Annotated in this window: 20 protein-coding genes; 15 read left to right on the forward strand and 5 right to left on the reverse strand. The window is 42.6% G+C overall.

From position 1 onward, the window contains the following. The first annotated feature begins 206 nt into the window (after positions 1–206). The 5 genes from AC4HAF_RS03800 (at position 207) to AC4HAF_RS03820 (ending at position 9,073) form a co-directional block, all read left to right on the forward strand. Entirely contained in the window at positions 207–4,451 is a 4,245-nt protein-coding gene (locus tag AC4HAF_RS03800) for a glycoside hydrolase family 70 protein (RefSeq protein ID WP_491096737.1), read from the forward strand. Between the two features lie 178 nt (positions 4,452–4,629). Next, entirely contained in the window at positions 4,630–5,382 is a 753-nt protein-coding gene (locus AC4HAF_RS03805) for an ABC transporter ATP-binding protein (RefSeq protein WP_491096738.1), read from the forward strand. Between the two features lies 1 nt (position 5,383). Further along, positions 5,384–7,390 (forward strand): ABC transporter permease, encoded by a 2,007-nt coding sequence (locus tag AC4HAF_RS03810; protein WP_491096739.1) that lies wholly within the window; start codon positions 5,384–5,386, stop codon positions 7,388–7,390. Positions 7,391–7,433: 43 nt separating this feature from the next. After that, positions 7,434–8,108 carry a response regulator transcription factor gene (locus AC4HAF_RS03815; protein ID WP_491096740.1) on the forward strand — a complete coding sequence of 225 codons (675 nt, stop codon included), beginning with the start codon at positions 7,434–7,436 and terminating at the stop codon, positions 8,106–8,108. Beyond that, entirely contained in the window at positions 8,105–9,073 is a 969-nt protein-coding gene (locus AC4HAF_RS03820; RefSeq protein ID WP_491096741.1) for a sensor histidine kinase, read from the forward strand. Before AC4HAF_RS03815 ends, AC4HAF_RS03820 begins: the two co-directional genes overlap by 4 nt. Before the next feature lie 158 nt (positions 9,074–9,231). On the opposite strand, the gene citC is transcribed toward AC4HAF_RS03820, so the two are convergent. After that, a complete protein-coding gene (citC, locus tag AC4HAF_RS03825) occupies positions 9,232–10,278 on the reverse strand; it encodes a [citrate (pro-3S)-lyase] ligase (RefSeq protein ID WP_491090482.1) in 1,047 nt (348 codons plus the stop codon). Positions 10,279–10,494: 216 nt separating this feature from the next. Here citC and AC4HAF_RS03830 point away from each other — a divergent pair, with 216 nt between their 5' ends. Beyond that, positions 10,495–11,580 carry an AbrB family transcriptional regulator gene (locus tag AC4HAF_RS03830; RefSeq protein ID WP_491096782.1) on the forward strand — a complete coding sequence of 362 codons (1,086 nt, stop codon included), beginning with the start codon at positions 10,495–10,497 and terminating at the stop codon, positions 11,578–11,580. Between the two features lie 108 nt (positions 11,581–11,688). Here the strand turns inward: AC4HAF_RS03830 and citG are convergent, their stop codons facing one another. The 3 genes from citG to AC4HAF_RS03845 form a co-directional block, all read right to left on the reverse strand. After that, positions 11,689–12,579, reverse strand: coding sequence for a triphosphoribosyl-dephospho-CoA synthase CitG (gene citG, locus AC4HAF_RS03835; protein WP_491096742.1), 891 nt, complete (start codon positions 12,577–12,579; stop codon positions 11,689–11,691). Further along, entirely contained in the window at positions 12,566–13,267 is a 702-nt protein-coding gene (locus tag AC4HAF_RS03840; RefSeq protein WP_491090477.1) for a GntR family transcriptional regulator, read from the reverse strand. The genes citG and AC4HAF_RS03840 overlap by 14 nt, the downstream gene beginning before the upstream one ends. 166 nt (positions 13,268–13,433) lie before the next feature. Further along, positions 13,434–14,837, reverse strand: a complete 1,404-nt coding sequence (locus tag AC4HAF_RS03845; RefSeq protein ID WP_491096743.1) for a CitMHS family transporter — start codon at positions 14,835–14,837, stop codon at positions 13,434–13,436. Between the two features lie 281 nt (positions 14,838–15,118). On the opposite strand from AC4HAF_RS03845, the gene AC4HAF_RS03850 reads away from it, so the two are divergent. The 9 genes from AC4HAF_RS03850 (at position 15,119) to AC4HAF_RS03890 (ending at position 22,036) form a co-directional block, all read left to right on the forward strand. Beyond that, positions 15,119–15,448: a hypothetical protein gene (locus AC4HAF_RS03850; RefSeq protein WP_491096744.1), complete on the forward strand. Its 330-nt coding sequence runs from the start codon at positions 15,119–15,121 to the stop codon at positions 15,446–15,448. 17 nt (positions 15,449–15,465) lie between these two features. Further along, on the forward strand, positions 15,466–15,867 hold the full coding sequence (locus tag AC4HAF_RS03855; protein ID WP_491096745.1) for an acetyl-CoA carboxylase biotin carboxyl carrier protein subunit: 402 nt from the start codon (positions 15,466–15,468) through the stop codon (positions 15,865–15,867). Between the two features lie 29 nt (positions 15,868–15,896). Further along, positions 15,897–17,018, forward strand: coding sequence for a sodium ion-translocating decarboxylase subunit beta (locus AC4HAF_RS03860; protein ID WP_491090470.1), 1,122 nt, complete (start codon positions 15,897–15,899; stop codon positions 17,016–17,018). Positions 17,019–17,046: 28 nt separating this feature from the next. Further along, on the forward strand, positions 17,047–17,175 hold the full coding sequence (locus tag AC4HAF_RS03865; RefSeq protein ID WP_491090469.1) for an OadG-related small transporter subunit: 129 nt from the start codon (positions 17,047–17,049) through the stop codon (positions 17,173–17,175). A gap of 92 nt (positions 17,176–17,267) precedes the next feature. Next, positions 17,268–17,576 (forward strand): citrate lyase acyl carrier protein, encoded by a 309-nt coding sequence (gene citD / locus AC4HAF_RS03870; protein WP_491090467.1) that lies wholly within the window; start codon positions 17,268–17,270, stop codon positions 17,574–17,576. Further along, entirely contained in the window at positions 17,564–18,451 is an 888-nt protein-coding gene (citE, locus tag AC4HAF_RS03875) for a citrate (pro-3S)-lyase subunit beta (RefSeq protein WP_491090466.1), read from the forward strand. The genes citD and citE overlap by 13 nt, the downstream gene beginning before the upstream one ends. A 1-nt stretch (position 18,452) precedes the next feature. After that, on the forward strand, positions 18,453–19,988 hold the full coding sequence (gene citF, locus AC4HAF_RS03880) for a citrate lyase subunit alpha (protein ID WP_491096746.1): 1,536 nt from the start codon (positions 18,453–18,455) through the stop codon (positions 19,986–19,988). A 4-nt stretch (positions 19,989–19,992) separates the two neighbouring features. Then, on the forward strand, positions 19,993–20,526 hold the full coding sequence (gene citX, locus AC4HAF_RS03885) for a citrate lyase holo-[acyl-carrier protein] synthase (RefSeq protein WP_491096783.1): 534 nt from the start codon (positions 19,993–19,995) through the stop codon (positions 20,524–20,526). Positions 20,527–20,644: 118 nt separating this feature from the next. After that, entirely contained in the window at positions 20,645–22,036 is a 1,392-nt protein-coding gene (locus AC4HAF_RS03890) for an oxaloacetate decarboxylase subunit alpha (RefSeq protein ID WP_491096747.1), read from the forward strand. Between the two features lie 82 nt (positions 22,037–22,118). Here the strand turns inward: AC4HAF_RS03890 and xerS are convergent, their stop codons facing one another. Further along, positions 22,119–23,189 carry a tyrosine recombinase XerS gene (xerS, locus tag AC4HAF_RS03895; RefSeq protein ID WP_491096748.1) on the reverse strand — a complete coding sequence of 357 codons (1,071 nt, stop codon included), beginning with the start codon at positions 23,187–23,189 and terminating at the stop codon, positions 22,119–22,121. Positions 23,190–23,276: the final 87 nt, after the last annotated feature.

Consider the following 23,276-nt stretch of genomic DNA (forward strand, 5'->3'; position numbering starts at 1 on the left):
ATTCATTGCTGTGGTTTTTAAAGGGTTAAGGCTGACAGTCTCAACCCTTTTATGATGGGCTTATGTACCTGCTTTTCAAAAAATGTTGAAAAAATTTGAAAAACGTTTACATTTTTAATATAAAATGATAATCGTTGTTTTTTGATTAGAAAAGTGTTACAATAATGACGTTTTGTGAAAAAACATCTTAATTTGGGAGGTTCCTAATGGACAAGAAAGTGCATTATAAATTGCGCAAAGTTAAAAAAAGATGGGTAACCGTTTCTGTTGCATCAGCAATGATGACTTTAGCAGCGCTGTCAGGCGGGCTGGTCAAGGCAGAGTCAGCTGAAACAGTCAGTCCCTCAACGGATTCAAATGCCAATGTTGTTACCACGGCAGAAGAATCTGCTGTAACATCTGCTGATGATGTTACAGCTAACCAAGAAGTTACAAGTCCGGCTCAAACAACAGCTGCTGATACCCTTGTTACTTCTGCTGAAAATCAGACTCAGGCGGTAAACGCAACAACTCAGGCACAAACAAGTGCTCAAAAAGAACAAAGCTGGACCGCAGTACAGACAAATCCTGCTGAGACAGCACGTGATGCTGTCAGCCGTCCGGCACAAGCAGCAGATACTTCTGCTGATGTCAAAGTTCTTGAAGGTATGGCCAATGTCAAGAAAGTTAATGGTAAGTATTACTATTATAATGCTGACGGGTCTGTTCAAAAAAATTACACAGTAGCTGTCAACGGAAAAACCTTGTATTTCGATGAAACCGGTGCTTATACCGATACATCAAGTGTCAAGGTTGCTGCAGAATCTTCTTTGGCAACCGCTGAAAATTCTTTTGCTAAATACAATCAAGTATACAGCACTGCGGCTGAAAACTTTGAACAAATTGATAACTATTTGACTGCGGAATCTTGGTACCGTCCTAAATATATCTTAAAAGACGGCGTGACTTGGACTGAATCAGAACAAGATGATTTTCGTCCGCTTTTGATGACTTGGTGGCCGGATAAAGAAGTACAGCGTCAATACGTTAATTATATGAGCAGCCAGCTTGGACTTGATAAAACTTACAGTGATTCAGCCAGTCAGGCAGAGCTGAATTTAGCTGCACAGATGGTTCAAGCTAAGATTGAAGAAAAGATTTCTGTCATGCAAAATACACAATGGCTGCGTGAGACAATCTCTGCTTTTGTTAAAACACAGTCAGCCTGGAACAGTGACAGTGAAAAACCGTTTGATGATCACTTGCAAAACGGTGCTTTGCTTTATGATAACGAAAGCTCATTGACACCGTATGCGGACTCTGCTTACCGCATTTTGAACCGCACACCGACTAATCAAACCGGTCAAAAAGATCCGCGCTATACAGCCGATCCGACTATCGGCGGCTATGAATTCCTGCTGGCTAATGACGTCGATAATTCCAACCCAGTTGTTCAGGCAGAGCAATTGAACTGGCTGCATTTCTTGATGAACTTTGGTTCTATTTATGCAAATGATCCTGATGCCAATTTTGACTCTATCCGTGTTGATGCCGTGGACAATGTTGATGCTGACTTGCTTCAGATTGCCGGCGACTATTTAAAATATGTCCAAGGGATCAATAAGAGTGACAAAAACGCTAATGACCACTTGTCTATTTTAGAAGCCTGGAGCGATAACGATACTCCATATCTGCATGATGATGGCGATAACATGATCAATATGGACAATAAGCTCCGTTTGTCTTTCATTTGGTCATTGGCACGGCCTTTAAATGTTCGTTCAGGTCTTGAACCCTTGGTTACCAACAGCTTGGTTGACCGTACAAATGACAGTGCTGAAACAGCTGAGATTCCGTCTTATTCCTTTGTACGTGCTCATGACAGTGAAGTGCAGGATCTGATTCGTGATATCATCAAGGCTGAAATCAATCCAAATTCATTTGGGTATTCATTCACAGAAGAAGAAATTGAAAAAGCCTTCAAGATTTACAACGATGATCTGAAAGCAACCAATAAGAAATATACTCACTACAATACGGCTCTTTCTTATGCCCTGATTTTGACCAATAAATCCAGTGTTCCGCGTATTTATTATGGAGATATGTTTACTGATGACGGTCAATACATGGCTAACAAAACTATTAATTTTGATGCCATCGAAAGTCTTTTGAAAGCTCGTATTAAATACGTTTCCGGCGGTCAAAGCATGAAAGTAAACTACCTTTCCAACACCGACCGTACAAAATGGGATCAAACTGTTCTGACATCTGTTCGCTACGGTAAAGGTGCAATGACTGCCACTGAAACAGGCGACCAATTAACGCGTCAGTCAGGTATTGCCGTTATTGAAGCTAATCAGCCAAGTCTTCGTCTCAATCAGGATGAACGCTTGGTAATCAACATGGGTGCGGCTCATAAGAACCAAGCTTACCGTCCTTTGATTTTGACAACGGACAACGGTGTTGCAACCTATAATACCGACCAAGAAGCAGCAGCACTGGTCCGCTATACCAATGAAAACGGTGAGCTGATCTTTACGGCTGCTGATATCAAGGGTTATGCCAACCCTCAGGTATCAGGCTATTTAGCTGTTTGGGTACCGGTAGGTGCCAGTGAAGATCAGGATATCCGTGTTGCCCCTAGCGAAACAGCAGCAACAGACGGCAAGTCTATCCATCAAAATGCAGCTCTTGATTCACGTGTCATGTTTGAAGGCTTCTCTAACTTCCAAGCATTTGCCACAACAAGAGAAGAGTACACCAACGTTGTTATTGCTAAAAATGCAGACAAATTTGCTGAATGGGGAATTACTGATTTTGAGATGGCGCCGCAATATGTCTCATCTACTGACGGAAGCTTCCTTGACTCTGTTATCCAAAACGGTTACGCTTTTACCGACCGTTATGATTTAGGTATTTCAAAAGCTAATAAATACGGTACAGCTGATGACCTTGTCAATGCTATTAAAGCTCTTCACAGCAAGGGAATCAAAGTCATGGCTGACTGGGTGCCGGATCAAATGTACGCTTTCCCTGAAAAAGAAGTTGTTTCAGTAACGCGTGTTGACAAATACGGCAATCCTGTTTCAGGATCTCAAATCAAAGAAAGCCTTTATGTAGTTGACAGCAAGAGTTCAGGAAATGACCAGCAGGCTAAATACGGCGGTGAGTTCTTGGATGAACTTCAGGCTAAATACCCTGAATTATTTGCCAGAAAACAAATTTCAACCGGTCTGCCCATGGATCCGTCTGTGAAAATCAAGCAATGGTCTGCTAAATATTTCAACGGTACCAATATTCTTGGACGCGGTGCCGGCTATGTCCTGAGAGATCAGGCAACCAACACTTACTTCAGCCTTGATGAGGATCATCTCTTCCTGCCAAAACAATTGCTGAATCAGGAAAGTCCAAGCGGCTTCGTTTATGACGGCAAGGGTTATATCTATTATTCAACCAGCGGCAATCAGGCTAAAGCTGTCTTTATCAGTGAAGGTGATAACTGGTATTACTTCGATGCTGACGGTTACATGGTAACCGGTGTTCAGGTTATAGACGGCGACAATTACTACTTCCTGCCAAACGGTGTGCAGTTAAGAGATGCTATCTATGACAACGGCAATCAGGTTCTGTCTTATTACGGCAACGACGGTAAACGTTATGAGAACGGATATTATCTCTTCGGCCAACAATGGCGTTATTTCAAAGATGGTGTCATGGCAGTCGGACTGACTGAGGTTGATGGTGATGTTCAATACTATGATGCTTCCGGCTTCCAAGTCAAAGGTGAATTTGTCACTACGAAAGATGGTGAAGTAAGGTACTTTGATCAAAACTCCGGTAATCAAATCACTAATCGCTTCGTCAGAAACGCTCAAGGCCAATGGTTCTACTTTGGTGCTGACGGTGTTGCCGTAACAGGTGCTCAAACAATCAACGGACAGCACCTCTACTTCAAAGCTAACGGTGTTCAGGCTAAAGGTGAGTTTATCACGGATCGCTACGGCCGCTTGAGTTACTACGATGCTGATTCAGGTGATCTAATTACTAATCGCTTTGTCCGCAATGCTCAAGGCCAATGGTTCTACTTTGGTGCCAACGGTTTTGCCGTAACAGGTGCCCAAACAATCAACGGACAGCACCTCTACTTCAAAGCTAACGGTGTTCAGGCTAAGGGTGAGTTTATCACGGATCGCTACGGTCGCTTGAGTTACTATGATGCTGATTCAGGTGATCAAATCCGCAACCGTTATGTCAGAACATCTGATGGCAGACTGTACTATTTCGATAATAATGGCTATGCTGTAACCGGCTGGAATACCATTAACAATCGCAGATTCTATTTTGACCGTAATCATCAATACCGTCACGGAGGTCTCTCACGGCAGAGAGATGCCTTCCGCAGTCAATATCGCATCAGCCGTGGTTACAATACCTTTGGCAATCTCTATCATTTCTTTTACCCGTTCTTTTAAGAAATGAGCAGAAGCAGTGCAAGCCCATTTTATCAGACCGTTCTGCTTAACCTTACAATTATGTAAGATTAAGACATCCAAGTGTAAGGCTTGGATGTCTTTTTTGGTATAGAATAAAGGTATCCAAAAGGAAGTGACCTTCCAAATGAATTAAGGTATAATGAAAAAAGGAGACATTATGTTTTTAGAAATTAATCATTTAGAAAAAGTCTTCCGCACGCGTTTTTCAAAAGAGGAAACACGCGCCCTGCAGGATGTCGATTTTAAAGTTGATAAGAGTGAATTTATTGCCATCATGGGAGAGTCCGGCTCTGGTAAGACGACCTTGCTGAACATTTTGGCGACTCTTGAAAAGCCGACTAACGGAACGGTTATTTTGAACGGCAAAGACATTACCAAGATTGAGGAAGGAGAGTTGGCCGGCTTTCGTCTGAAAAATTTAGGTTTTGTCTTTCAAGAATTTAATCTGCTGGATACGCTCTCTGTCAAAGACAATATCTTTTTGCCGCTGGTTCTGGACCGCAAGAGTTATAAAGAAATGGAGAAGCGCCTGCAGCGCATTGCGTCAAAGCTGAGAATTCAGGATTTATTGGAAAAGCGGCCCTTTGAGCTTTCCGGCGGGCAAAAGCAGCGTGTTGCTATCGCCCGCAGCTTAATTACCAACCCGCAGATCCTCTTGGCAGACGAACCGACAGCAGCTCTTGACTACCGTAATTCAGAAGATCTGCTGAATTTGTTTGAGACTATTAACGCTGACGGTCAGACCGTTTTGATGGTGACCCACTCGGCCAATGCAGCCAGCCATGCCAAGCGTGTTCTTTTTATCAAGGATGGGCGGATTTTTCACCAAATTTATAAAGGAAACAAAAACAATCAGGAATTCAGCAAAGATATCTCACTGACCATGTCAGCTCTTCTAGGAGGTGAGTAGGATGTTTTATATCAAATTAGCTCTCAATAATATCAAGCAGTCCTTCAAGCATTTTGCCCCTTTCTTTCTGGTCAGTGTCACAACCTTTTTATTCAGCGGTATCACACTGCTCATTTTGCTGAGTCCGGCTGCTAAAAGCATGGGGACTGGTACGACTGCCTTAGGATTGGCCAATGTCGTTCTGACTATTTTTGCCGCTATCATGTGTCTGTACAGTTATAATTTCCTCTTAAAACAGCGCAATCAGGAATTTGGACTTTATAATATTCTGGGCATGAACAAGAAGCAGATCATCTGGCTGTCAACGATAGAGTTAGCTATCGTTTATCTGGTAACTATGGTTTTGGGCGTTATTTTAAGTATGGTTTTTGCTAACTTTTTTAACCTGATTTTTGTTAATCTGGTACACTATAACCAACTGAATTTTTCCATCAATCCCAAAGCGTTTGTTGTAAATATTCTCTTATTTGCAGTTATTTTTGTTCTGCTTGAAGCAGTCAGTGCCATTAAAATCCACCGGGCATCGGCGCTCAATCTTTTCGGCAATCAAAGCCAGGGTGAGCGTGAACCCAAAGGCAATATTCTATTAGCTGTTATCGGTGTTTTGGCTCTGGGCTATGGTTATTATTTGTCTGTTTCTTCAGTACATTTGAGCGCTCTCACAGGGATTGTGCGCTTTTTCCAAGCTATCTTAGCGGTTATTTTGGGAACCTATTTATTTTATATCAGTTTCATCACATGGTATTTGAAATTCCGCCGCAAAAGCAAACGCTATTTTTACAAGCCTGAGCATTTTGTTACAACATCGCAGATGATTTTCCGTATGAAGCAAAATGCTGTCGGGCTTGCCAACATTACACTCCTTGCTATCATGGCTTTTGTAACGGTTTTTTCAACAGCTGCCCTTTATACCAGCAACGAAAACCTTGTTCAAATGAGTTATCCTAAGAATACGATGATTGATTTTTATCATATCACTAACCGTAAAGAAGCAGAGGAGCAGATTGAGACAAAGGCTGTTCTTCCGCTTAAACAGGCAGACAAAAACTTTCATAAGTCCTTTGATCAATACCAGTCAGTGGACTTCGCTGTTCCTTACGGCCAGTCTAAAACCCTCAATGTAAGACGCTCATTTGTTTCGAACAGTCCTTCTTATAAGAATATTGATAAAGTCGGTGCGATAGAGATTATTACTCAGGATGATTTCAGAAAGCTGGGCAACAAGGTCAAGCAGCTTGCTGCAGATGAGGTTGCTTTTTATAATAACAACCAGAACCAGTCCTTTCATTTTGATAAAGTTAATTGGCTGGGCCAGCATTATAAAAAAGTTGCTTCTGTTAAAAGCATCAAAAATATGAAGACTTCAAATATCGCTGTTCCGGCAGGGCTCCTCATCGTTTCTGATGACAGCGTAATGGCAGCTATGACGAAAGCCTATAATCAATTAGCCCGAACGCCATCTACTTATTCTTACTGCGCTTATGCTAATCTGTCTAAAAAGGAGCAGCAGGTCCTAACGGATCTCTCCAAGAAAAACGGCGGTGCTCTCGTCAATCAAAAAAACGGCCTGTTTGCCGCTCTTTCAACTGCCCAGGGTTATCGCGAGGAAGTCTTGAAATTGTCCGGCGGTTTTCTTTTTACAGGTTTCTTACTGGGGATAGCCTTCTTGCTAGGAGCCGCTTTGATTATTTACTATAAGCAATTATCTGAAGGAACGCAGGACAAACGCTCTTATAGGATCCTGCAAGAAGTAGGAATGAGTTTAAAACAGGTTAAAAAGACCATCAATTCACAGATTATCCTAGTCTTCTTTATGCCTTTAGCTGTTGCTATTATCCACTTTATCTTTGCGCTGCCGATTTTAAAACAGCTCCTTCTCTTATTTGGTGTGCAGAGCGACCGGCTGATTTATACAGTCAGCGCACTGACTATTTCCGGCATACTAATCATTTACTTTATCATTTACAAAATCACCAGCAGAACGTATTACAAATTGATTGAAAGATAGAAGAAGTGGCGATTTTTCGCCGCTTTTTTGGTAGAATAAAACTATGAAAAAGCATGGAAAAATTTATATCGTTGAAGATGATATCACCATCGTCAGCCTGTTAAAAAATCATTTAGGACAGCACTACCATGTCAAAAGCGTGGATAATTTCAGGGCTATTTTGCAGGAAGTCACCGAATTCAAACCGGATGTAGTGCTCATGGATATTACCCTGCCTTACTTTAACGGGTTTTACTGGACAACCGAAATCAGAAAGCATCTGCTGACCATGCCGATTATTTTTATCTCCAGCGCGGATGAAGAGATGAATGCCGTTATGGCAATGAATATGGGCGGCGATGACTTTTTAAGCAAGCCGTTTTCGCTACCAATCCTCGATGCTAAAATCGCGGCTTTTCTGCGCCGGGCTAATGAATTTACCAAACAGAGCCATCAAATTGAGGACTTCGAGCTGACGTTGGACGGGGTGCTTGCCAATACTGAAACGCAGGAAAAAATTCAGCTGACACCGACAGAAACAAAGATTCTCTCTTTGTTGATTGACCACAAGGGTGAAGTGGTGACGAAAGAATCTCTTCTTAATCAGCTGTGGGAAGGCGAGGAATTTATTGATCAAAACACGCTCAGCGTCAATATGACCAGGCTGCGCAAAAAGGTGCTGGCACTGAATTTTGACAAAATTCATACAGTCAGAGGAGTGGGGTATTTAATCAAATGATCAGAGCGTTTTTTAAAGAATACAGCTCTTGGTACAGCCTGTACTTAGTGCTTAGTTTAACTTTTTGGCTGACCTTTTATCTTTATCATCTGCCGTTTTCTTACTTTATCAGCAGTTTCATTTTTAATCTTACCATTTTGCTTATTGTCAGTTTGTATTGGTACTGGAAATTTTATCAAAAATTAAAAAGCCTGCACCATTTTCTGACGGTCAGGGAACTGAAAAATTTGAGTTTTCTGCAGGCCCCCAGCGATTTGGCTTATCAGGCAGCACTTGCAAAAGTGTTAGAAGAGCAGCTGGATGACAGACTTTCTTATAGAACGCGGGAAGAAAATTTGCAGCAGCTCATCAAAATGTGGTCCCATCAGATGAAAGTGCCGATTTCTGCAATTTCCTTGATGGCACAGACCAACCAGCTGAAACAAAGTGATGTGCAAGGCCAGCTCTTGAGGCTGGAAAATGATTTAGCCCGCCTCTTAAACTATGTCAAATTCAGTCAGAATCAGAGTGATTTCCGTTTTGAAAACTGTCAGGTTCGTGAGATACTTATTGACTTGATTAAGAAAAATCAGATTTTCTTTTTACAAAAAGATATTTCGGTAAATATCAAGGGTGACTGGGAGCTTAAATCAGATAAAAAATGGCTGAGCTTTGTCTTTTCGCAAATTTTGGATAATGCCATTAAGTATAATAAAAATGGCGGCCGTATCACTATTTCGATTCAAGAAAATCAGGTGCTTATTGAAGATACGGGCATGGGGATTCTAAAAGAAGATCTTCCCAGACTTTTTGAGGAAGGTTTTACGGGTTACAACGGGCATGAACATCAAAAAGCCACGGGATTAGGTCTTTATATGGCTAAAAAGATATTGAACAGTCTTGAGCTGGACATTGCTGTTGACAGTCAGATTGACCGGGGAACTCAAGTTTACATCACAAGGAAAGGAGCATTTCCCCTTTCGTGACGGCAAATGCTGTCTTGCCCTGAATATTTTAGAAATCGGGCAGTTAAAAATTAGACAGTCGTTCGGAATTTCAGCGACTGCCCTTATAAAAAGAGACTAAAAGTGTTGGTATTCTTTGCTAAGAATTCAAACTTTCGGTCTCTCTTTGTTTATTTGGACTAATAGTGGATAACATTGGCTTCTTTTTGAATCTTACGGATAAGCGGCTGGGCTTCAGGGCTCAAAAAATAGCTTAGACTTGTCGGAGGAAGGAGCTCTTTTAAGATGTCCATATTGCCTTCCTTGAGAGCCTGCCGGACGGTTGAAGCACTGATTGGACCGCTTTTATAAGCTTTGCGAGGAATCACTAGGCACTCAATACCGTGCTTAGGAAGTTCCTCAAGCATGATCTGATTGTAAATACCGGTAACCAGACTTGTCGGCTCCTCACCGACATAGCGCTTTTGGATGCCCAAATGCTGGGCGATACGCGTAAAAATGGCCAAATCAATGCGCGCCTGACTTTCAATAACAGCTGCCTGATCTTTTTGGAAATAACTTGGGAAAGTTGATTTGCTGATGATATAAGGACCGGTTTCATGGTAGCAAATATTGGCTAGATGAGCAGTTCCTTCTAAAATCAGTCGTTTGCGAATTTCAAAGGGGATAAGGCTGCTGTCTTCGCTGACCATAAACAGGTGGAGAACATCATTGTCAGCAGCTGCTTTTTCAACCAGATACTGATGTCCCAGGGTGAAAGGATTGGCGTTAATTACTAAGGCAGCAGCAGTTGAAGCTTTACGTTCCAGCAGCTGAAGGCTTTTGAGGTAACGGGTGAAACCATCTTTCTTATTTTCCATGAACACAATTTGATTATCAGCTCTGGCAATCTCGTAAAAACCTAAGTCACCAAAGAATTTGGCCGTACAAGGTTTGGTATAAAGAAAGATATGGGTGTTGCCGCGCTCGAACTGAATGTTAATGAGATGGGTGACAATTTCATTGAGCAACCCCTCACCTTGGTAACGGCTGCTGACGCTTAAACAGCGAAGCGTATTGCCAAAACAGCTGCCGGTCGCAATAACATTGAGGTCATTATCAAACATAGCACAGGTATAATCCAGATTGGCATCCCGGTGAATGCCTTCTTGTTCCAGCAGGGCATCAATCTTTTGCAAACTGTTTTTATCAGAAGGGTAAATTTTTGAAATCGGATAAGTTGACATGGCTGCTCCTTTATAAATAGAGATTGTTTGCAAGCAAAACGAATGCAATTAAGCGCTGACATTTCTTCTATTTTAACACTAACTAAGCATTTTTTAAACACAAACAGGCATCCGAAACACTTTTAGAACCTAAAATGCCTTTATAAACAGTTTTAATTGTGTCATAATAAAAAGGAAGCAGTGGTGCTTGATTTATTTAAGTAAGAAGGAAAAATGATGATAGAAATTGCTTTTACGCTTTTAATAGGCCTTCTGGGCGGACTAGCTGCCAAAAAGCTGCAGGTACCCGCACCGTTTATGATTGGCAGCATGGTTGCTGTGGCTGTTTTTTCCATCCTTACCGGAGAAATGAAAATGGAAGCCTCCTTAAAAATTTTTGCTCAGATTGTCAGCGGTGCCTATATCGGACAGCAGGTTTCCAAAAAAGATCTGCTCAATCTTCCTAAACTGGCCGTGTCTATCGCCTCTTTGATGCTGCTGTTTACTGTCAATATGATAGTGATGGGTTTTGTGTTTATCCTATTTTTTAACATGGACGCTGTAACGGCCTTTTTATCCTGTCTGCCAGGCGGAATTGTTGATGTCTCTCTCATGAGTATTGATATGGGAGCGCAGTCGGATATTGTTGCTACCTTGCAGTCTGCCCGGCTGGTAGGAATCTTAATCATTTTGCCGATGTGGGTCGCTTTTATCACGAAACGTTTTGCTCCTGATAATCAAAAAAACGAGACTGTTCTTTCTTCTTCAGATATGGTAAAAACGGACATGTCCGAAGAAACGTTCGAAAATAAGCGGTCTTTAAAAGAGGAGTGGCTGAATAACGCCTTGATTTTGGCAGTTGCCAGTGTTGGCGGCTTGATTGGACTGTGGCTGGATATTCCGGTCGGTGCCTTAATTTTCTCTCTTATTTTTTCCAGTATTCTAAAGATTAGCAAAAACACCGCTCAGCTGACAAAGGCTATCCGCTATGTGGCGCAGGTCTGTGCCGGTTCACTCATCGGCATTAATTTCACGCAGAAAAGTCTGATGGAATTACGCCATTTAATCATCCCCATCATTTTGCTGCTGACGAGCTATCTGATTATCAATGCTTTCTTTGGCTTTGTTATGTACAAGAGGGGAATCTTAGATTTGCAGTCTGCCCTTTTTGCGTCATCGCCGGCTGGGGCAACAGATATTTCCCTGCTTGCCGGAGAATTAGGCGGGGATATGCCTAAAATTGCAGGGATTCAAATCAGCCGCACCCTTTATACTGTTATTATCATGCCCATCTTAGTAAGATTCATTGTGCATTTTCTGTAAGGACAAAAAGAAAAATTAAAAAAACGAACATGCTGAGGAGTCCTCAGCATGTTTGCGCTTATTTCCAAGTAATAACTGTACCGGTTATTTTAAGAAGATCGCTATGGATTAAAGAAGGCCTTCCAAAAAAGCAAAGTAGAAGGTCAAAGACAGCAAATCAGCAGAGCCTCCCGGGCTTAAATGGCGCTCAATCAGCTTTTGGTTGTAGGCACTCATCCGACCGGCCAGATCTTTAGACGGTGTGTTTTTTAAGAGAATCTCAGATTCCTGTTTGACCTCTTTCCAAGCGGTAATCCCGCCGCGGTGAATGAGATTGCCGTCCTCAACGAATGACATAAGGTAAAGCAGCAGTTGGAGCTGTACGGCATTTTTGTCTGTTCCTTTTCTCAGCTCCTGTCTTAAAAACGGCAGGGCTTTTTGCGTCAGTGAAGCATAGCCGCTAGCGGCTTCTCCGCGGGGACCCTTGATGCCGTGTTCAAGAAAAAGGCGTTCGCCGTGAGTCAATTCAGATTTCTTTTCCAAATGGTTTAAATCATGGGCAACCAAGCGTTTAGTCATGCCAGCGGCTAAGGTGCAGACAGCTTGACTGTCAGCAGGAGTGAAACACGGTCTTCTCTGCAGCAGTTCAGGATGCTCAGCCAAATAAGCTCCAGTAGCGCCGAGCAGCAAAGCAAAGGAAAAGTTAACTCCTTTGTGGGTATTGATCCCTAAAGTAGCAGTAAACATAGCCGACTCGGCCTTAAGGCCTAAGGCTCTGAGACGATGAAAGAGCTGTTCAGGATGTTCGCTGTGATAGGTCCAGCCGGTTTGAATATAGAGGCGAAAAAAAGGTTCAAGTGCCATAATGCTGTCTGTAAAGGTATAAAAGCCCATATCATCATGGGCACCTGTATCATAACGGTCTACCAATCCGGGCTTTGGAGACAGAGCCAGTTCATATAAAAGAGCCTTGACAGCCAGGCTGCTGACACACTCAAGGTTTTCGTTAATGGTGCCCATCTTGCCGGCTTTCCATTTGCTGCAGGATAAATTCTAAAGAAGAATTCAAATGTTCATGTGTAATCAGGGTAATTTGTTCAACATCTCTGTTGCGCATGCCGCGGTAAATAATCCAGTGCTCTTTTAAAGCGCGTTTACGTCTTTCTACAGAGCCAATGGAGATTTCCCTAAAGTATCTGAGATAAGTCTGCAGCTCCGTCACAATCTCTCTCAGACGCAGCATCTGACTTTTGCGGTAGATGAGGTCGTTAAACTGGTTAAAGTTATCCAGAATGGTTTCGATATCGCCGTCATCAATAAATCCTTCACAGTCGGTCAGGATTTTTTTCATCTCTGCAAAGTCTTCCTCGTTCATCAGATACATAGCCTTGGTTGCTGCTAAGGTATCCAAAGCCTTGCGAATATCAAAAATCTCGATAGCATCTTTTAAACTAATGCCGCGCACAATAATACCGCGTTTGGGAATATGCTCAACTAATTTTTCTTCCTGCAAAACCCCCAGCGCATAGCGAATCGGTGTCCGGCTGATATTGAGTGCTGTTGCCAGTTCTTTTTCATTGATGCGGGAACCGGCAGGAATCTCGCTTAGGATAATCGTTTTTCGCAAGGCCTCGTAAAAGGCAACTTTCAAAGGAACATTCTGTGATAAATCTAAATTATTCTTCACAGCATTTACAACTGAATTCATGAATTCTCCCTATGTTTTTAATCTTAATTTTATTATACCGAAAATAATCAGCTTTTTCCAAAAATATTTATAAAAAGGACTTAGGGCAAACTGCCCCAAGTCCTTTATTAAGAGAATCGGCTGCAAACAAGCTGCGATTTTCTTATTTGCAACTATACAGTTATTTTTATTGCGGAATGTAGAACGGCAGACGTCCGATAAGCAGGATTGTTACGATAAAGATGGCAAACACAACAACTGCATATTTAGCGGATTCTCTTTGCCATTCGCCCATATCCAAACCTGTCAAACGAAGCAGCAGGTAGATGAAGGCAACCAGCGGACTCAATAAGTGGAAGGCTTGTCCCATCAGGGAAGCTAAGGCCATGGCCATATTGTCAAATCCGTATTTGGCACCAGCTTCTGCCAAGACCGGCATGATACCGTAGTAGAAGCCGTCGTTTGAAAGGAAGAAGGTACCTGGTGCAGAGATAAGGGCAATAACCACACCCCAGAAACCAGCGAGTTGTTTTGGAATAATTGTTGTAAAGCTTTGAGCAAGAGCACCAGCCATACCGGAACCTTGGAAGAGTCCCATGAAGATACCTGCAGCAAAGACCAAGATAACAACTTGAACGGCATCGCCGCCGTTTTCACCGATACGTTTTGATTGATCTTTTAATTTAGGATAGTTGACCATCAAGGCGATACAGGTGCCGACTGCAAAGAGGAAGAGTGATGGCATTTCAATAGCCGGGATAAAGGATCCGGCAACCAGCCAAGCAATTAAGACAATTGTCAGGATGCCATTGAAGACAAAGTTTTGAGGACGGCGGATAGCCATTGTATCAGGATCATTAGTTTCGATTAAGGATGAAATTTCATCTTCAGATAACTCGGTGATTCCCAAGCGTTTGCGTTCTTTTTTACCCATGCTTCTTGCAACGAAGAAGATGACATAAAGGAGTGACAAAATCATACCTGGTGCAAGATAACCAAGAATTTCAGAACCAACATTTAACACGGACATGGCACGGGCTGTCGGTCCGCCCCAAGGAAGCAAGTTCATGATGGTGTTTTGCAGAATAATCAAGACACCGAGGTTCATGACTCTCATGTTAAGTTTTTTATAGATAGGAAGAAAGGCCGAACAACAAATAAGAGTAGTTGTTGTACCGTCACCGTTTAGCGAAACAGCAGCTGCAACGACAGCAGTGGCCATCAAGACTTTCATTGGATCGCCTTTAGCAAAGCGAATCATCTTTTCTGTGATAGGATCAAAGAGACCTGCATCCAGCATCAATGAGAAATACAAGATGGCAAACAGGAGCATAATCCCTGTGTTAGCAGTATTACTGATCCCGTATAAGATCATAGGACCAATAGCTGTCAAGTTGTTTGCTATTTTATCGTCTCCCAGGAATTCGACAAAACTTTGGTCAGCTTTAAAGTCTGCGACTCCTGTCAGAATAACAATAATAGTAGCCACCAGAGGAACTATTACCAATGCCGTGAAAGGCGACATTTTCTTCTTCATGACAACATACATGAAGACGATAATCATAGCATACGCTAAAATTGTTAATAACATAAGTTATCTCTCCTTTTTAATCTTTCTTATCTAAATCCAATGAAAAACACAGAACTTAAACAAGAAGCAAGATTTTTTGTACAAGACTAGTATAAATGAAAGCGCTTAAAAAAGGAATAGCCTTTCTGAAGAAGAACACAAAAAAAACATTTTGAAAGGGCTTTAAAAAAGAACACAAAAAAGCCATGAAAATTTTCAAATCCAGTATATAATAGGCTTAGAAGCATTGTTTCGGCAAAAAATACTTGCCTGCTGCCCAGTTAAAAAGAAAGGAGAAACAGATGGGTCTTTTTACGCGGTTGTTTCATAAATCACAGGAACCTGTTGAAAAAGTAAATGATAACAAGTCTGAAAATAATTTGAATTCCTTTCAGACCGAATGGGAACCTATTCCTGCTTTTATACCAGCCGATAAATCTGATTATCAGCTGGTCAGTGTTATCGCGACAGCCATTGCAGCCGGTGATTATCCTGACAGTCAATTTGCTGTTAAAAAGATTTTACAGCGCAATCCTGAAGCTTTAAAGGTTTCACTGATTGCAGCCAGTATCGCAGCCGGAGAGTCTTCGGACTGCCAGTTAGCTGTTAAAAATATTTATCAAAAGAAATAAAAAGGAGGCATTTATTAATGTTACGTAAATTTAAAATCTCAGTAGATGGTAAGGAGTACCTGGTTGAAATGGAAGAAATCGGCGGTACACCAGCTCCAGTTCAAGCAGCGCCTGCGGCTCCTGCACCTGTTCAGGAAGCACCAAAAGAAGAAGTACAGGCACAGCCTAGTCCGGCTCCAGCTCCCACAGCAGCTGCACCTGCCAGTGCTGATGCTATGCCGGCTCCAATGCCCGGAACGATTTTGAAAATCCTTGTTAATGTCGGTGATGCAGTTGCTGAAAATCAGCCGTTGATGATTTTGGAAGCCATGAAGATGGAAAACGAAATTGTCGCCGGATCAGCTGGTACCGTTTCAGCCATCCATGTAACACCGGGACAAGTTGTCAACGCCGGTGACGGCTTAATCACAATCGCTTAGAACAAATTATATTAGAAGGAAGTGAGTTTGTGGAAACTTTAATTTCAGGAATTACATCCATTACACTTCCCCAGATTATTATGATGCTCATCGGAGCCGTTTTGATGTATCTGGGGATTAAAAAGGAATATGAGCCGACACTTTTAGTACCTATGGGACTTGGAACGCTCTTGGTAAATTTCCCCGGCACTGGGGTTTTGACCCAAGTCGTTAACGGTGTTAAACAAGAAGGGGTCTTTGATATTCTCTTCAAATTCGGGATTAATACAGAGCTTTTCCCCTTGCTGATTTTCATCGGGATTGGTGCTATGATCGACTTTGGTCCCCTGCTTCAAAATCCGTTTATGCTGCTTTTTGGAGCGGCGGCTCAATTCGGGATTTTCTTTGTCGTTGTCGTAGCTGTCATGGCCGGTTTTGATATCAAAGAAGCCGCTTCAATCGGTATTATCGGTGCAGCAGACGGGCCGACATCCATTTTCGTCGCCAATCAGCTGGCCCCCAAATTGTTAGGGCCGATAACCGTTGCAGCTTATTCCTACATGGCTTTGGTTCCTATCATTCAGCCATTTGCTATTAAACTGGTAACGACCAAAAAAGAACGCCAAATTCGCATGACTTACAAAGCAGAGAGCGTTTCAAAACTGACAAAAATTCTGTTCCCTATCCTGATCACGATTGTTGCCGGATTTATCGCACCTATTTCCCTGCCTTTGGTTGGATTCCTGATGTTTGGGAATCTCCTGCGCGAATGCGGTGTATTGGACAGACTGTCACAGACCGCACAAAATGAATTGGTCAACATTGTCAGCATTTTGCTGGGCTTGACCATTTCGGTTAAAATGCAGGCTGATTTGTTCCTGAATGTACAGACTCTGCTGATCATCTTGTTTGGCCTGGTAGCTTTCATCATGGACTCGGTCGGCGGTGTTCTCTTTGCTAAAATTTTGAATATCTTCCGTCACAAAAAGATCAATCCAATGATCGGTGCAGCCGGAATCTCAGCCTTTCCAATGTCCAGCCGGGTCATCCAAAAGATGGCGACAGACGAAGATCCTCAAAACTTTGTTTTGATGTATGCAGTAGGAGCCAACGTTTCAGGACAGATTGCTTCTGTTATTGCCGGCGGTTTGCTGCTGTCATTCTTCAGCTGATAACCCTGATAAAAAGAGAGGTAATGATATGAATATGGAAGATTTGCTTCAGGCCTTTGAACTGATGGGCTTGGGGATGGCCGGTATCTTTATTGTACTAGGTATTTTGTACATTGCTGCAGAAGCCCTTATAAAGATATTTCCGGTTGATAAGTAAGGATAAAGATTTAACGAGCAATCCAATATTATTGCGACACCCGTGAGAGCTATCTCACCAGCGCCGCCTATCAAAATATGTGAGGTGAAATTATGGATATCAAACAAACAGCTGTTGCCGGTTCACTTGAATCAAGCGATATCATGGTGACAGTAAACCCTAGCGATGCTCAAGGCATTACTATCCAATTGGAAAGCAGTGTTGAAAAGCAATTTGGTCAACAAATTCGTAAAGTTATTGAAGAAACGCTTAAGCATTTAGATGTAAAAGCAGCAGCAGTTGAAGCAGTGGACAAGGGAGCTTTGGATTGTACTATTCAGGCTCGGACAATCGCTGCCGCTCACCGCGCCGCTCAAGTAGAGGCTTACAACTGGAAGGAGATTGACTCATGGAACGTTTAAGAAGAACAATGATGTTTGTCCCTGGTGCTAATGCGGCTATGCTGAGAGATGCCCCGCTGTACGGAGCTGACTCGATCATGTTTGACTTGGAAGATTCTGTTTCTCTCAAAGAAAAAGATACTTCAAGAGCTTTGGTCCATTTTGCACTGAAGACGTTTGATTACAGCAAGGTAGAAACTGTTGTCCGTGTCAATGGTTTGGATACCTGCGGTGCCTTAGATATTGAAGCTGTTATCCTTGCGGGTGTTGATGTTATTCGCCTGCCAAAAACAGAAGACGCTCAAGACATTGTCGATGTTGAAGCGGTTATCGAAAAAGTTGAACGTGACAACGGCATAGAAATCGGCCGAACTAAAATGATGGCAGCTATCGAATCCGCTCAAGGCGTTCTTAATGCTCCTGCCATTGCCAAAGCTTCTGATCGTTTAATTGGTATTGCATTGGGTGCTGAGGATTATGTGACAAATATGAAAACGCGCCGTTATCCTGATGGACAGGAGCTGTTCTTTGCGCGCAGCATGATTCTCCATGCCGCACGTGCAGCCGGCATCGCAGCGGTTGATACCGTTTATTCAGATGTCAACAATCCAGAAGGCTTCCAAAACGAAGTCCGCTTAATCAAGCAGTTAGGATTTGATGGTAAATCAGTCATCAACCCTCGTCAAATTCCGCTGGTTAATGAAATTTATGCACCAACTGAAAAAGAAATCCAAAACGCTAAAGAAGTTGTTTGGGCAATTCGCGATGCTGAAGCCAAAGGCTCAGGTGTTATCTCGCTCAAAGGTAAAATGGTTGATAAACCAATCGTTGAACGTGCAGAACGTGTCATTGCTTTAGCAAAAGCGGCTGGCTTGCTTACTGAGGAGGATATTTAAGATGGTAAAAAATAAATTAGGTCGTGATATCCCTCAAGAATACGCTGAGCGCTACGGTGTATTCGAAGGAGAACTCGCACATATTAAGGATTACAAGGAATCAAGCCGACATGTTAAGCCGGTCAAACCTGCTGATGACAAGCTGTTGTCTTCTATCCACGAAGCTATTGAAAAAACCGGTCTTAAAGACGGCATGACTATTTCTTTCCACCATCATTTTCGTGAAGGAGATTATGTCATGAATATGGTGCTGGATGAAATCGCTAAAATGGGTATTAAAAACATCTCTATTGCCCCAAGTTCTATCGCCAATGTCCATGAACCGCTGATTGAACATATCAAAAACGGTGTGGTCACTAATATCACATCCAGCGGTCTGCGTGACAAGGTAGGGGCTGCTATTTCAGAAGGCATTATGGAAAATCCTGTTGTTATCCGTTCGCACGGTGGCCGTGCCCGGGCTATTGCTGCAGATGATATCCATATTGATGTTGCCTTTCTGGGAGCACCAAGTTCCGATGCTTACGGCAATGCTAACGGAACAAAAGGTAAGGCAACCTGCGGTTCACTCGGCTATGCCATGATTGATGCCAAGTATGCTGACCAAGTCGTTATCATTACAGATACCTTGGTACCTTATCCTAACACCCCTATCAGCATTCCGCAGACAGATGTGGACTATGTTGTTATGGTCGATGCTATCGGGGATCCTGAAGGTATCGCTAAAGGGGCAACACGCTATACTAAAAATCCTAAAGAACTCTTGATTGCTGAATATGCTGCCAAAGTTATCACAAACTCCCCTTACTATAAAGAAGGATTCTCATTCCAAACCGGTACCGGCGGAGCTTCACTGGCTGTTACACGTTTCATGCGTGAACAGATGATTAAAGACGGCATCAAGGCTAATTTTGCACTCGGCGGTATTACCAACGCTATGGTTGAATTGCTGGAAGAAGGTCTGGTTGATAAGATTATGGACGTTCAGGACTTTGACCATCCATCAGCTATGTCTATGGATCGCAATGCTGAAAAGCACTACGAAATTGATGCCAATATGTACGCCTCTCCGCTCAGCAAGGGTTCTGTTATCAATCAGCTGGATACCTGCGTGCTGTCTGCTTTAGAAGTAGATACTGATTTCAATGTTAACGTTATGACCGGCTCAGACGGCGTTATCCGCGGAGCATCAGGCGGACACTGTGATACAGCCTTTGCTGCAAAAATGAGTTTGGTTATTTCACCGCTCGTTCGCGGACGCATTCCTACCTTCGTTGACAAGGTCAATACAGTCATTACTCCGGGAACAAGTGTAGATGTGGTTGTCACAGAAGTAGGTATTGCTATCAATCCTAATCGCCCTGATCTGGTGGAACACTTCAAAGATTTGAAAGTGCCGCAATTTACTATTGACGAGCTGAAAGAAAAAGCTTATTCAATCGTTGGCAATCCGGAACCTATTCAATATGGCGACAAAGTTGTTGCGCTTATAGAATACCGTGACGGCAGCCTGATTGATGTTGTGCACAATGTTTAACATGCTGAGCAGCCAAACCGTTTTTGACGGACCGCAAGTTGACTTAGAGGATATGATGGCTGCACGGGAAAAGCGCAGCTTCAGGCAAAGAGCTCTTCTTGAAAAATACAAAGGACAGAGCTTGCTTTGTTTGACCATGAATATCCCAGGTCCTGTAAAGACATCTCCGGTATTAAATCAGGCTTTTGAAGAGATTGTCACGGACATCAGGCATCAGCTGAATGAAGACACTGTATTTGATCATTTGCTGATGCTCGATACGGGCTGGGAATATTATCTGATAAGCAGTTTGCTTCCTGAGACATTAAAAAGAAAAATGATTGCTGTAGAAACCGCAAAACCTGTCGGCCGCCTGATGGATTTAGATGTGCTTGCTGTTAAAGCCGGCTTAGTTCAGCCGATCAGCCGACGAGAACTGGGTTTTCCTGCAAGGCAGTGCTATATCTGTCATGAGGATGCCAAAGTCTGCGGACGCTCGCGCAAACACAGCATTGAAGACATGCGCTCAGCTATCGTCAGCCTGCTTAAACAGCATTAAACGAAACTGTAAGCCGAGTAAAAACCATCAGTTTCCTTAGAATTTTTAATGATTCTTTATGAAACTGATAATTGCTTTGTTTGCTTAATAACCCTTATTTCTTATGAAAGGAGTAGAAATGACAAAAATCCGTATTACGGAGACGGTTTTAAGAGATGGCCAGCAAAGCCAGATTGCAACACGCATGACGACTGAAGAAATGCTGCCAGTTCTCAAAACTTTAGATGAAGCCGGTTACCACGCTTTAGAAATGTGGGGCGGCGCCACCTTTGATTCCTGCCTTCGATTTTTAAACGAAGACCCTTGGGAACGGCTGCGCACCATTCGCAAACACGTCAAAAACACCAAACTGCAGATGCTTTTGCGCGGACAAAATTTGCTTGGTTACCGCAACTATGCTGATGATGTGGTGACTTCCTTTATTCAAAAATCAGTTGAAAACGGCATTGATATTGTACGTATCTTTGATGCATTGAATGACCCACGCAACCTGCAAACAGCCGTTCGTGCAACCAAAGAAGCCGGCGGTCATGCACAAGTAGCTATTTCTTACACCACAAGTCCTGTCCATACAGTAGACTATTTTGTAGATTTATCAAAACAATACGCTGAAATCGGTGCAGATTCTATCTGTATCAAAGATATGGCCGGTGTTTTGACACCGCAGACAGGCTATGATCTGGTCAAACGGATCAAAGAAGCCGTCAGTCTCCCTTTGGAAGTGCATACGCATGCGACCAGCGGTATTTCAGAGATGACTTATCTGAAAGTAGCTGAAGCAGGAGCTGATATTATTGATACAGCTGTTTCTTCCTTTGCCGGAGGAACCAGTCAGCCGGCTACAGAATCCTTGGTCATTGCTTTAGAAGAGCTGGGCTTTGAAACAGGCATCGATTTGAAAAAGGTCGAAGAAGCAGCAGCTCATTTTAATACCGTGCGCGATTATTACCGTAAAGAAGGCATCCTCAATCCTAAAGTTAAGGATGTTGAGCCTAAAACATTAATTTATCAAGTTCCCGGAGGTATGCTGTCAAATCTGCTCAGCCAGCTGACTGAACAGGGCCTGGCAGATCGTTATGATGACGTTTTGGCAGAAGTGCCGCGTGTCAGAGCCGACTTGGGCTATCCGCCTCTGGTAACTCCGCTGTCACAAATGGTCGGTACCCAGTCCTTGATGAATGTTATTTCCGGCGAACGCTATAAGGTCGTGCCAAATGAAATTAAGGACTATGTCCGAGGACTGTATGGCCGTCCACCTGCACCGATCGATCAGGATATTAAAGAAAAAATCATTGGTGATGAAGAGGTCATCACTGTACGGCCGGCAGATCTCATCGAACCTCAGCTGCCAACCCTGCGCCAAGAAATCGCCCAGTACGCTAAAAGTGAAGAAGATGTGCTCAGCTATGCCTCCTTCCCTCAGCAGGCTAAAGATTTCTTAGGCCGCCGTGAAGATCCATTCTATGATGTGCCTGTACAGACAGTAGCTGTCAAAATTGATTTTGACTAATAATGAACAGTAATAAAACCTGAGAAGATTTTTCTCAGGTTTTATTTTATATGAGTTTGTTTTACATAATTTAAATTATGTGTCAAAGTTTATCTAAAGCGTTCTTTTGCTCGTCATTGACAATATGTGTATAGAGGTCGGTTACCTGAGTACTGGCGTGTCCCAGTTGATGGCTGACTAAGACCTGAGATTTAGTAGCATCATAGAGCCTTGTCGCCAGTGTGTGCCGCAGTTTATGGGGAGTCACACGGATTTTAAAGTCTTCTGAGTATTTGGAAACCATTTTTTCGATAGAAGAAGCATCCATGCGATTAGGCAGACCGCGGTATTCCGATAAAAAGAAAGCAGTATCCGTCTTTTCGGCCTTGTAGCGCGCCTGGCGGATGCTGATATAATTTTCTAAATAAGGCTTGGCAAAAGCAGCCACATTGACAGAATCTCTTTTACCGCCTTTACGAGTCACTTCAATGACCATCATTTTGAGATTGACATCTTTAAGATCAAGGTTGACCGCCTCCGACAAACGCACACCGGAAGCTAAAAGCAGGGCGATAATAGCCAAATCGCGTTCCTTATTTTTTCGGAAAGACGATAGAGCTCTTTTAGAAAGTTTGTTTTGATAATCATTATCAACATAGTCTAAAAATTCCATGGTTTCATCGCCCAAGAAAAGCTTTTGTTTAATATTTTCAGCCCGGGCTGCCAAGGTTTCTTTTTTCTTTTTAGTCGAAACTTTTTTCATGACATTTCGGTAAAAATAAGGTTCCCCATCAGCATTTTCAACCTCCTCGGTCAAATATTTGTAAAGACTGGATAAGGCTGACAGCGTGCGATTGATAGTCGTCTGAGAAACACCCTGACGCTTGGTGTTGGAGTTTAGCAGGGTCCGTTCTCGTAAATAAAGTATAAAGGATTCCATATCTTTCTTACTGAGGTTTTCAAGGGTTTCCAGAGGGATGTCAGCAAGTTTTTCAGCATCCGAAACACCGGCATCAATCAGCCATTCAAAGAAACGCCGATATTCTTTGAGATATTCGTATAGCGTCGTAAAACTGTATGGAACAGTTAATTTTGACTGATAGTAATCCAAAACATACCAGGGCATAAGCTCTTTTAGTTCATCAATTTTTTCAAGCAGCAGTTCACGTCTCATGTTTATCTCCTAAATAAAAAGTCATTGATATTTATCTAATAATAGGAGTATATCACACCCTTATATAATTTTCAAGAAAATTACAGT

It is taken from the genome of Streptococcus sp. ELY_90, assembly GCF_058314475.1.

Bases quoted from the DNA above. Each gene is read 5' to 3' on its own strand.
- citE (WP_491090466.1), top strand. From the start codon at position 17,564: ATGGAACGTTTAAGAAGAACAATGATGTTTGTCCCTGGTGCTAATGCG.
- AC4HAF_RS03800 (WP_491096737.1), top strand. From the start codon at position 207: ATGGACAAGAAAGTGCATTATAAATTGCGCAAAGTTAAAAAAAGATGG.
- AC4HAF_RS03845 (WP_491096743.1), bottom strand. From the start codon at position 14,837: ATGTTATTAACAATTTTAGCGTATGCTATGATTATCGTCTTCATGTAT.
- AC4HAF_RS03855 (WP_491096745.1), top strand. From the start codon at position 15,466: ATGTTACGTAAATTTAAAATCTCAGTAGATGGTAAGGAGTACCTGGTT.
- AC4HAF_RS03840 (WP_491090477.1), bottom strand. From the start codon at position 13,267: ATGAATTCAGTTGTAAATGCTGTGAAGAATAATTTAGATTTATCACAG.
- citF (WP_491096746.1), top strand. From the start codon at position 18,453: ATGGTAAAAAATAAATTAGGTCGTGATATCCCTCAAGAATACGCTGAG.
- citD (WP_491090467.1), top strand. From the start codon at position 17,268: ATGGATATCAAACAAACAGCTGTTGCCGGTTCACTTGAATCAAGCGAT.
- xerS (WP_491096748.1), bottom strand. From the start codon at position 23,189: ATGAGACGTGAACTGCTGCTTGAAAAAATTGATGAACTAAAAGAGCTT.
- citG (WP_491096742.1), bottom strand. From the start codon at position 12,579: ATGGGCACCATTAACGAAAACCTTGAGTGTGTCAGCAGCCTGGCTGTC.
- AC4HAF_RS03850 (WP_491096744.1), top strand. From the start codon at position 15,119: ATGGGTCTTTTTACGCGGTTGTTTCATAAATCACAGGAACCTGTTGAA.
- AC4HAF_RS03805 (WP_491096738.1), top strand. From the start codon at position 4,630: ATGTTTTTAGAAATTAATCATTTAGAAAAAGTCTTCCGCACGCGTTTT.
- AC4HAF_RS03820 (WP_491096741.1), top strand. From the start codon at position 8,105: ATGATCAGAGCGTTTTTTAAAGAATACAGCTCTTGGTACAGCCTGTAC.
- AC4HAF_RS03865 (WP_491090469.1), top strand. From the start codon at position 17,047: ATGAATATGGAAGATTTGCTTCAGGCCTTTGAACTGATGGGCTTGGGG.
- AC4HAF_RS03810 (WP_491096739.1), top strand. From the start codon at position 5,384: ATGTTTTATATCAAATTAGCTCTCAATAATATCAAGCAGTCCTTCAAG.
- AC4HAF_RS03890 (WP_491096747.1), top strand. From the start codon at position 20,645: ATGACAAAAATCCGTATTACGGAGACGGTTTTAAGAGATGGCCAGCAA.
- citC (WP_491090482.1), bottom strand. From the start codon at position 10,278: ATGTCAACTTATCCGATTTCAAAAATTTACCCTTCTGATAAAAACAGT.
- AC4HAF_RS03815 (WP_491096740.1), top strand. From the start codon at position 7,434: ATGAAAAAGCATGGAAAAATTTATATCGTTGAAGATGATATCACCATC.
- AC4HAF_RS03830 (WP_491096782.1), top strand. From the start codon at position 10,495: ATGATAGAAATTGCTTTTACGCTTTTAATAGGCCTTCTGGGCGGACTA.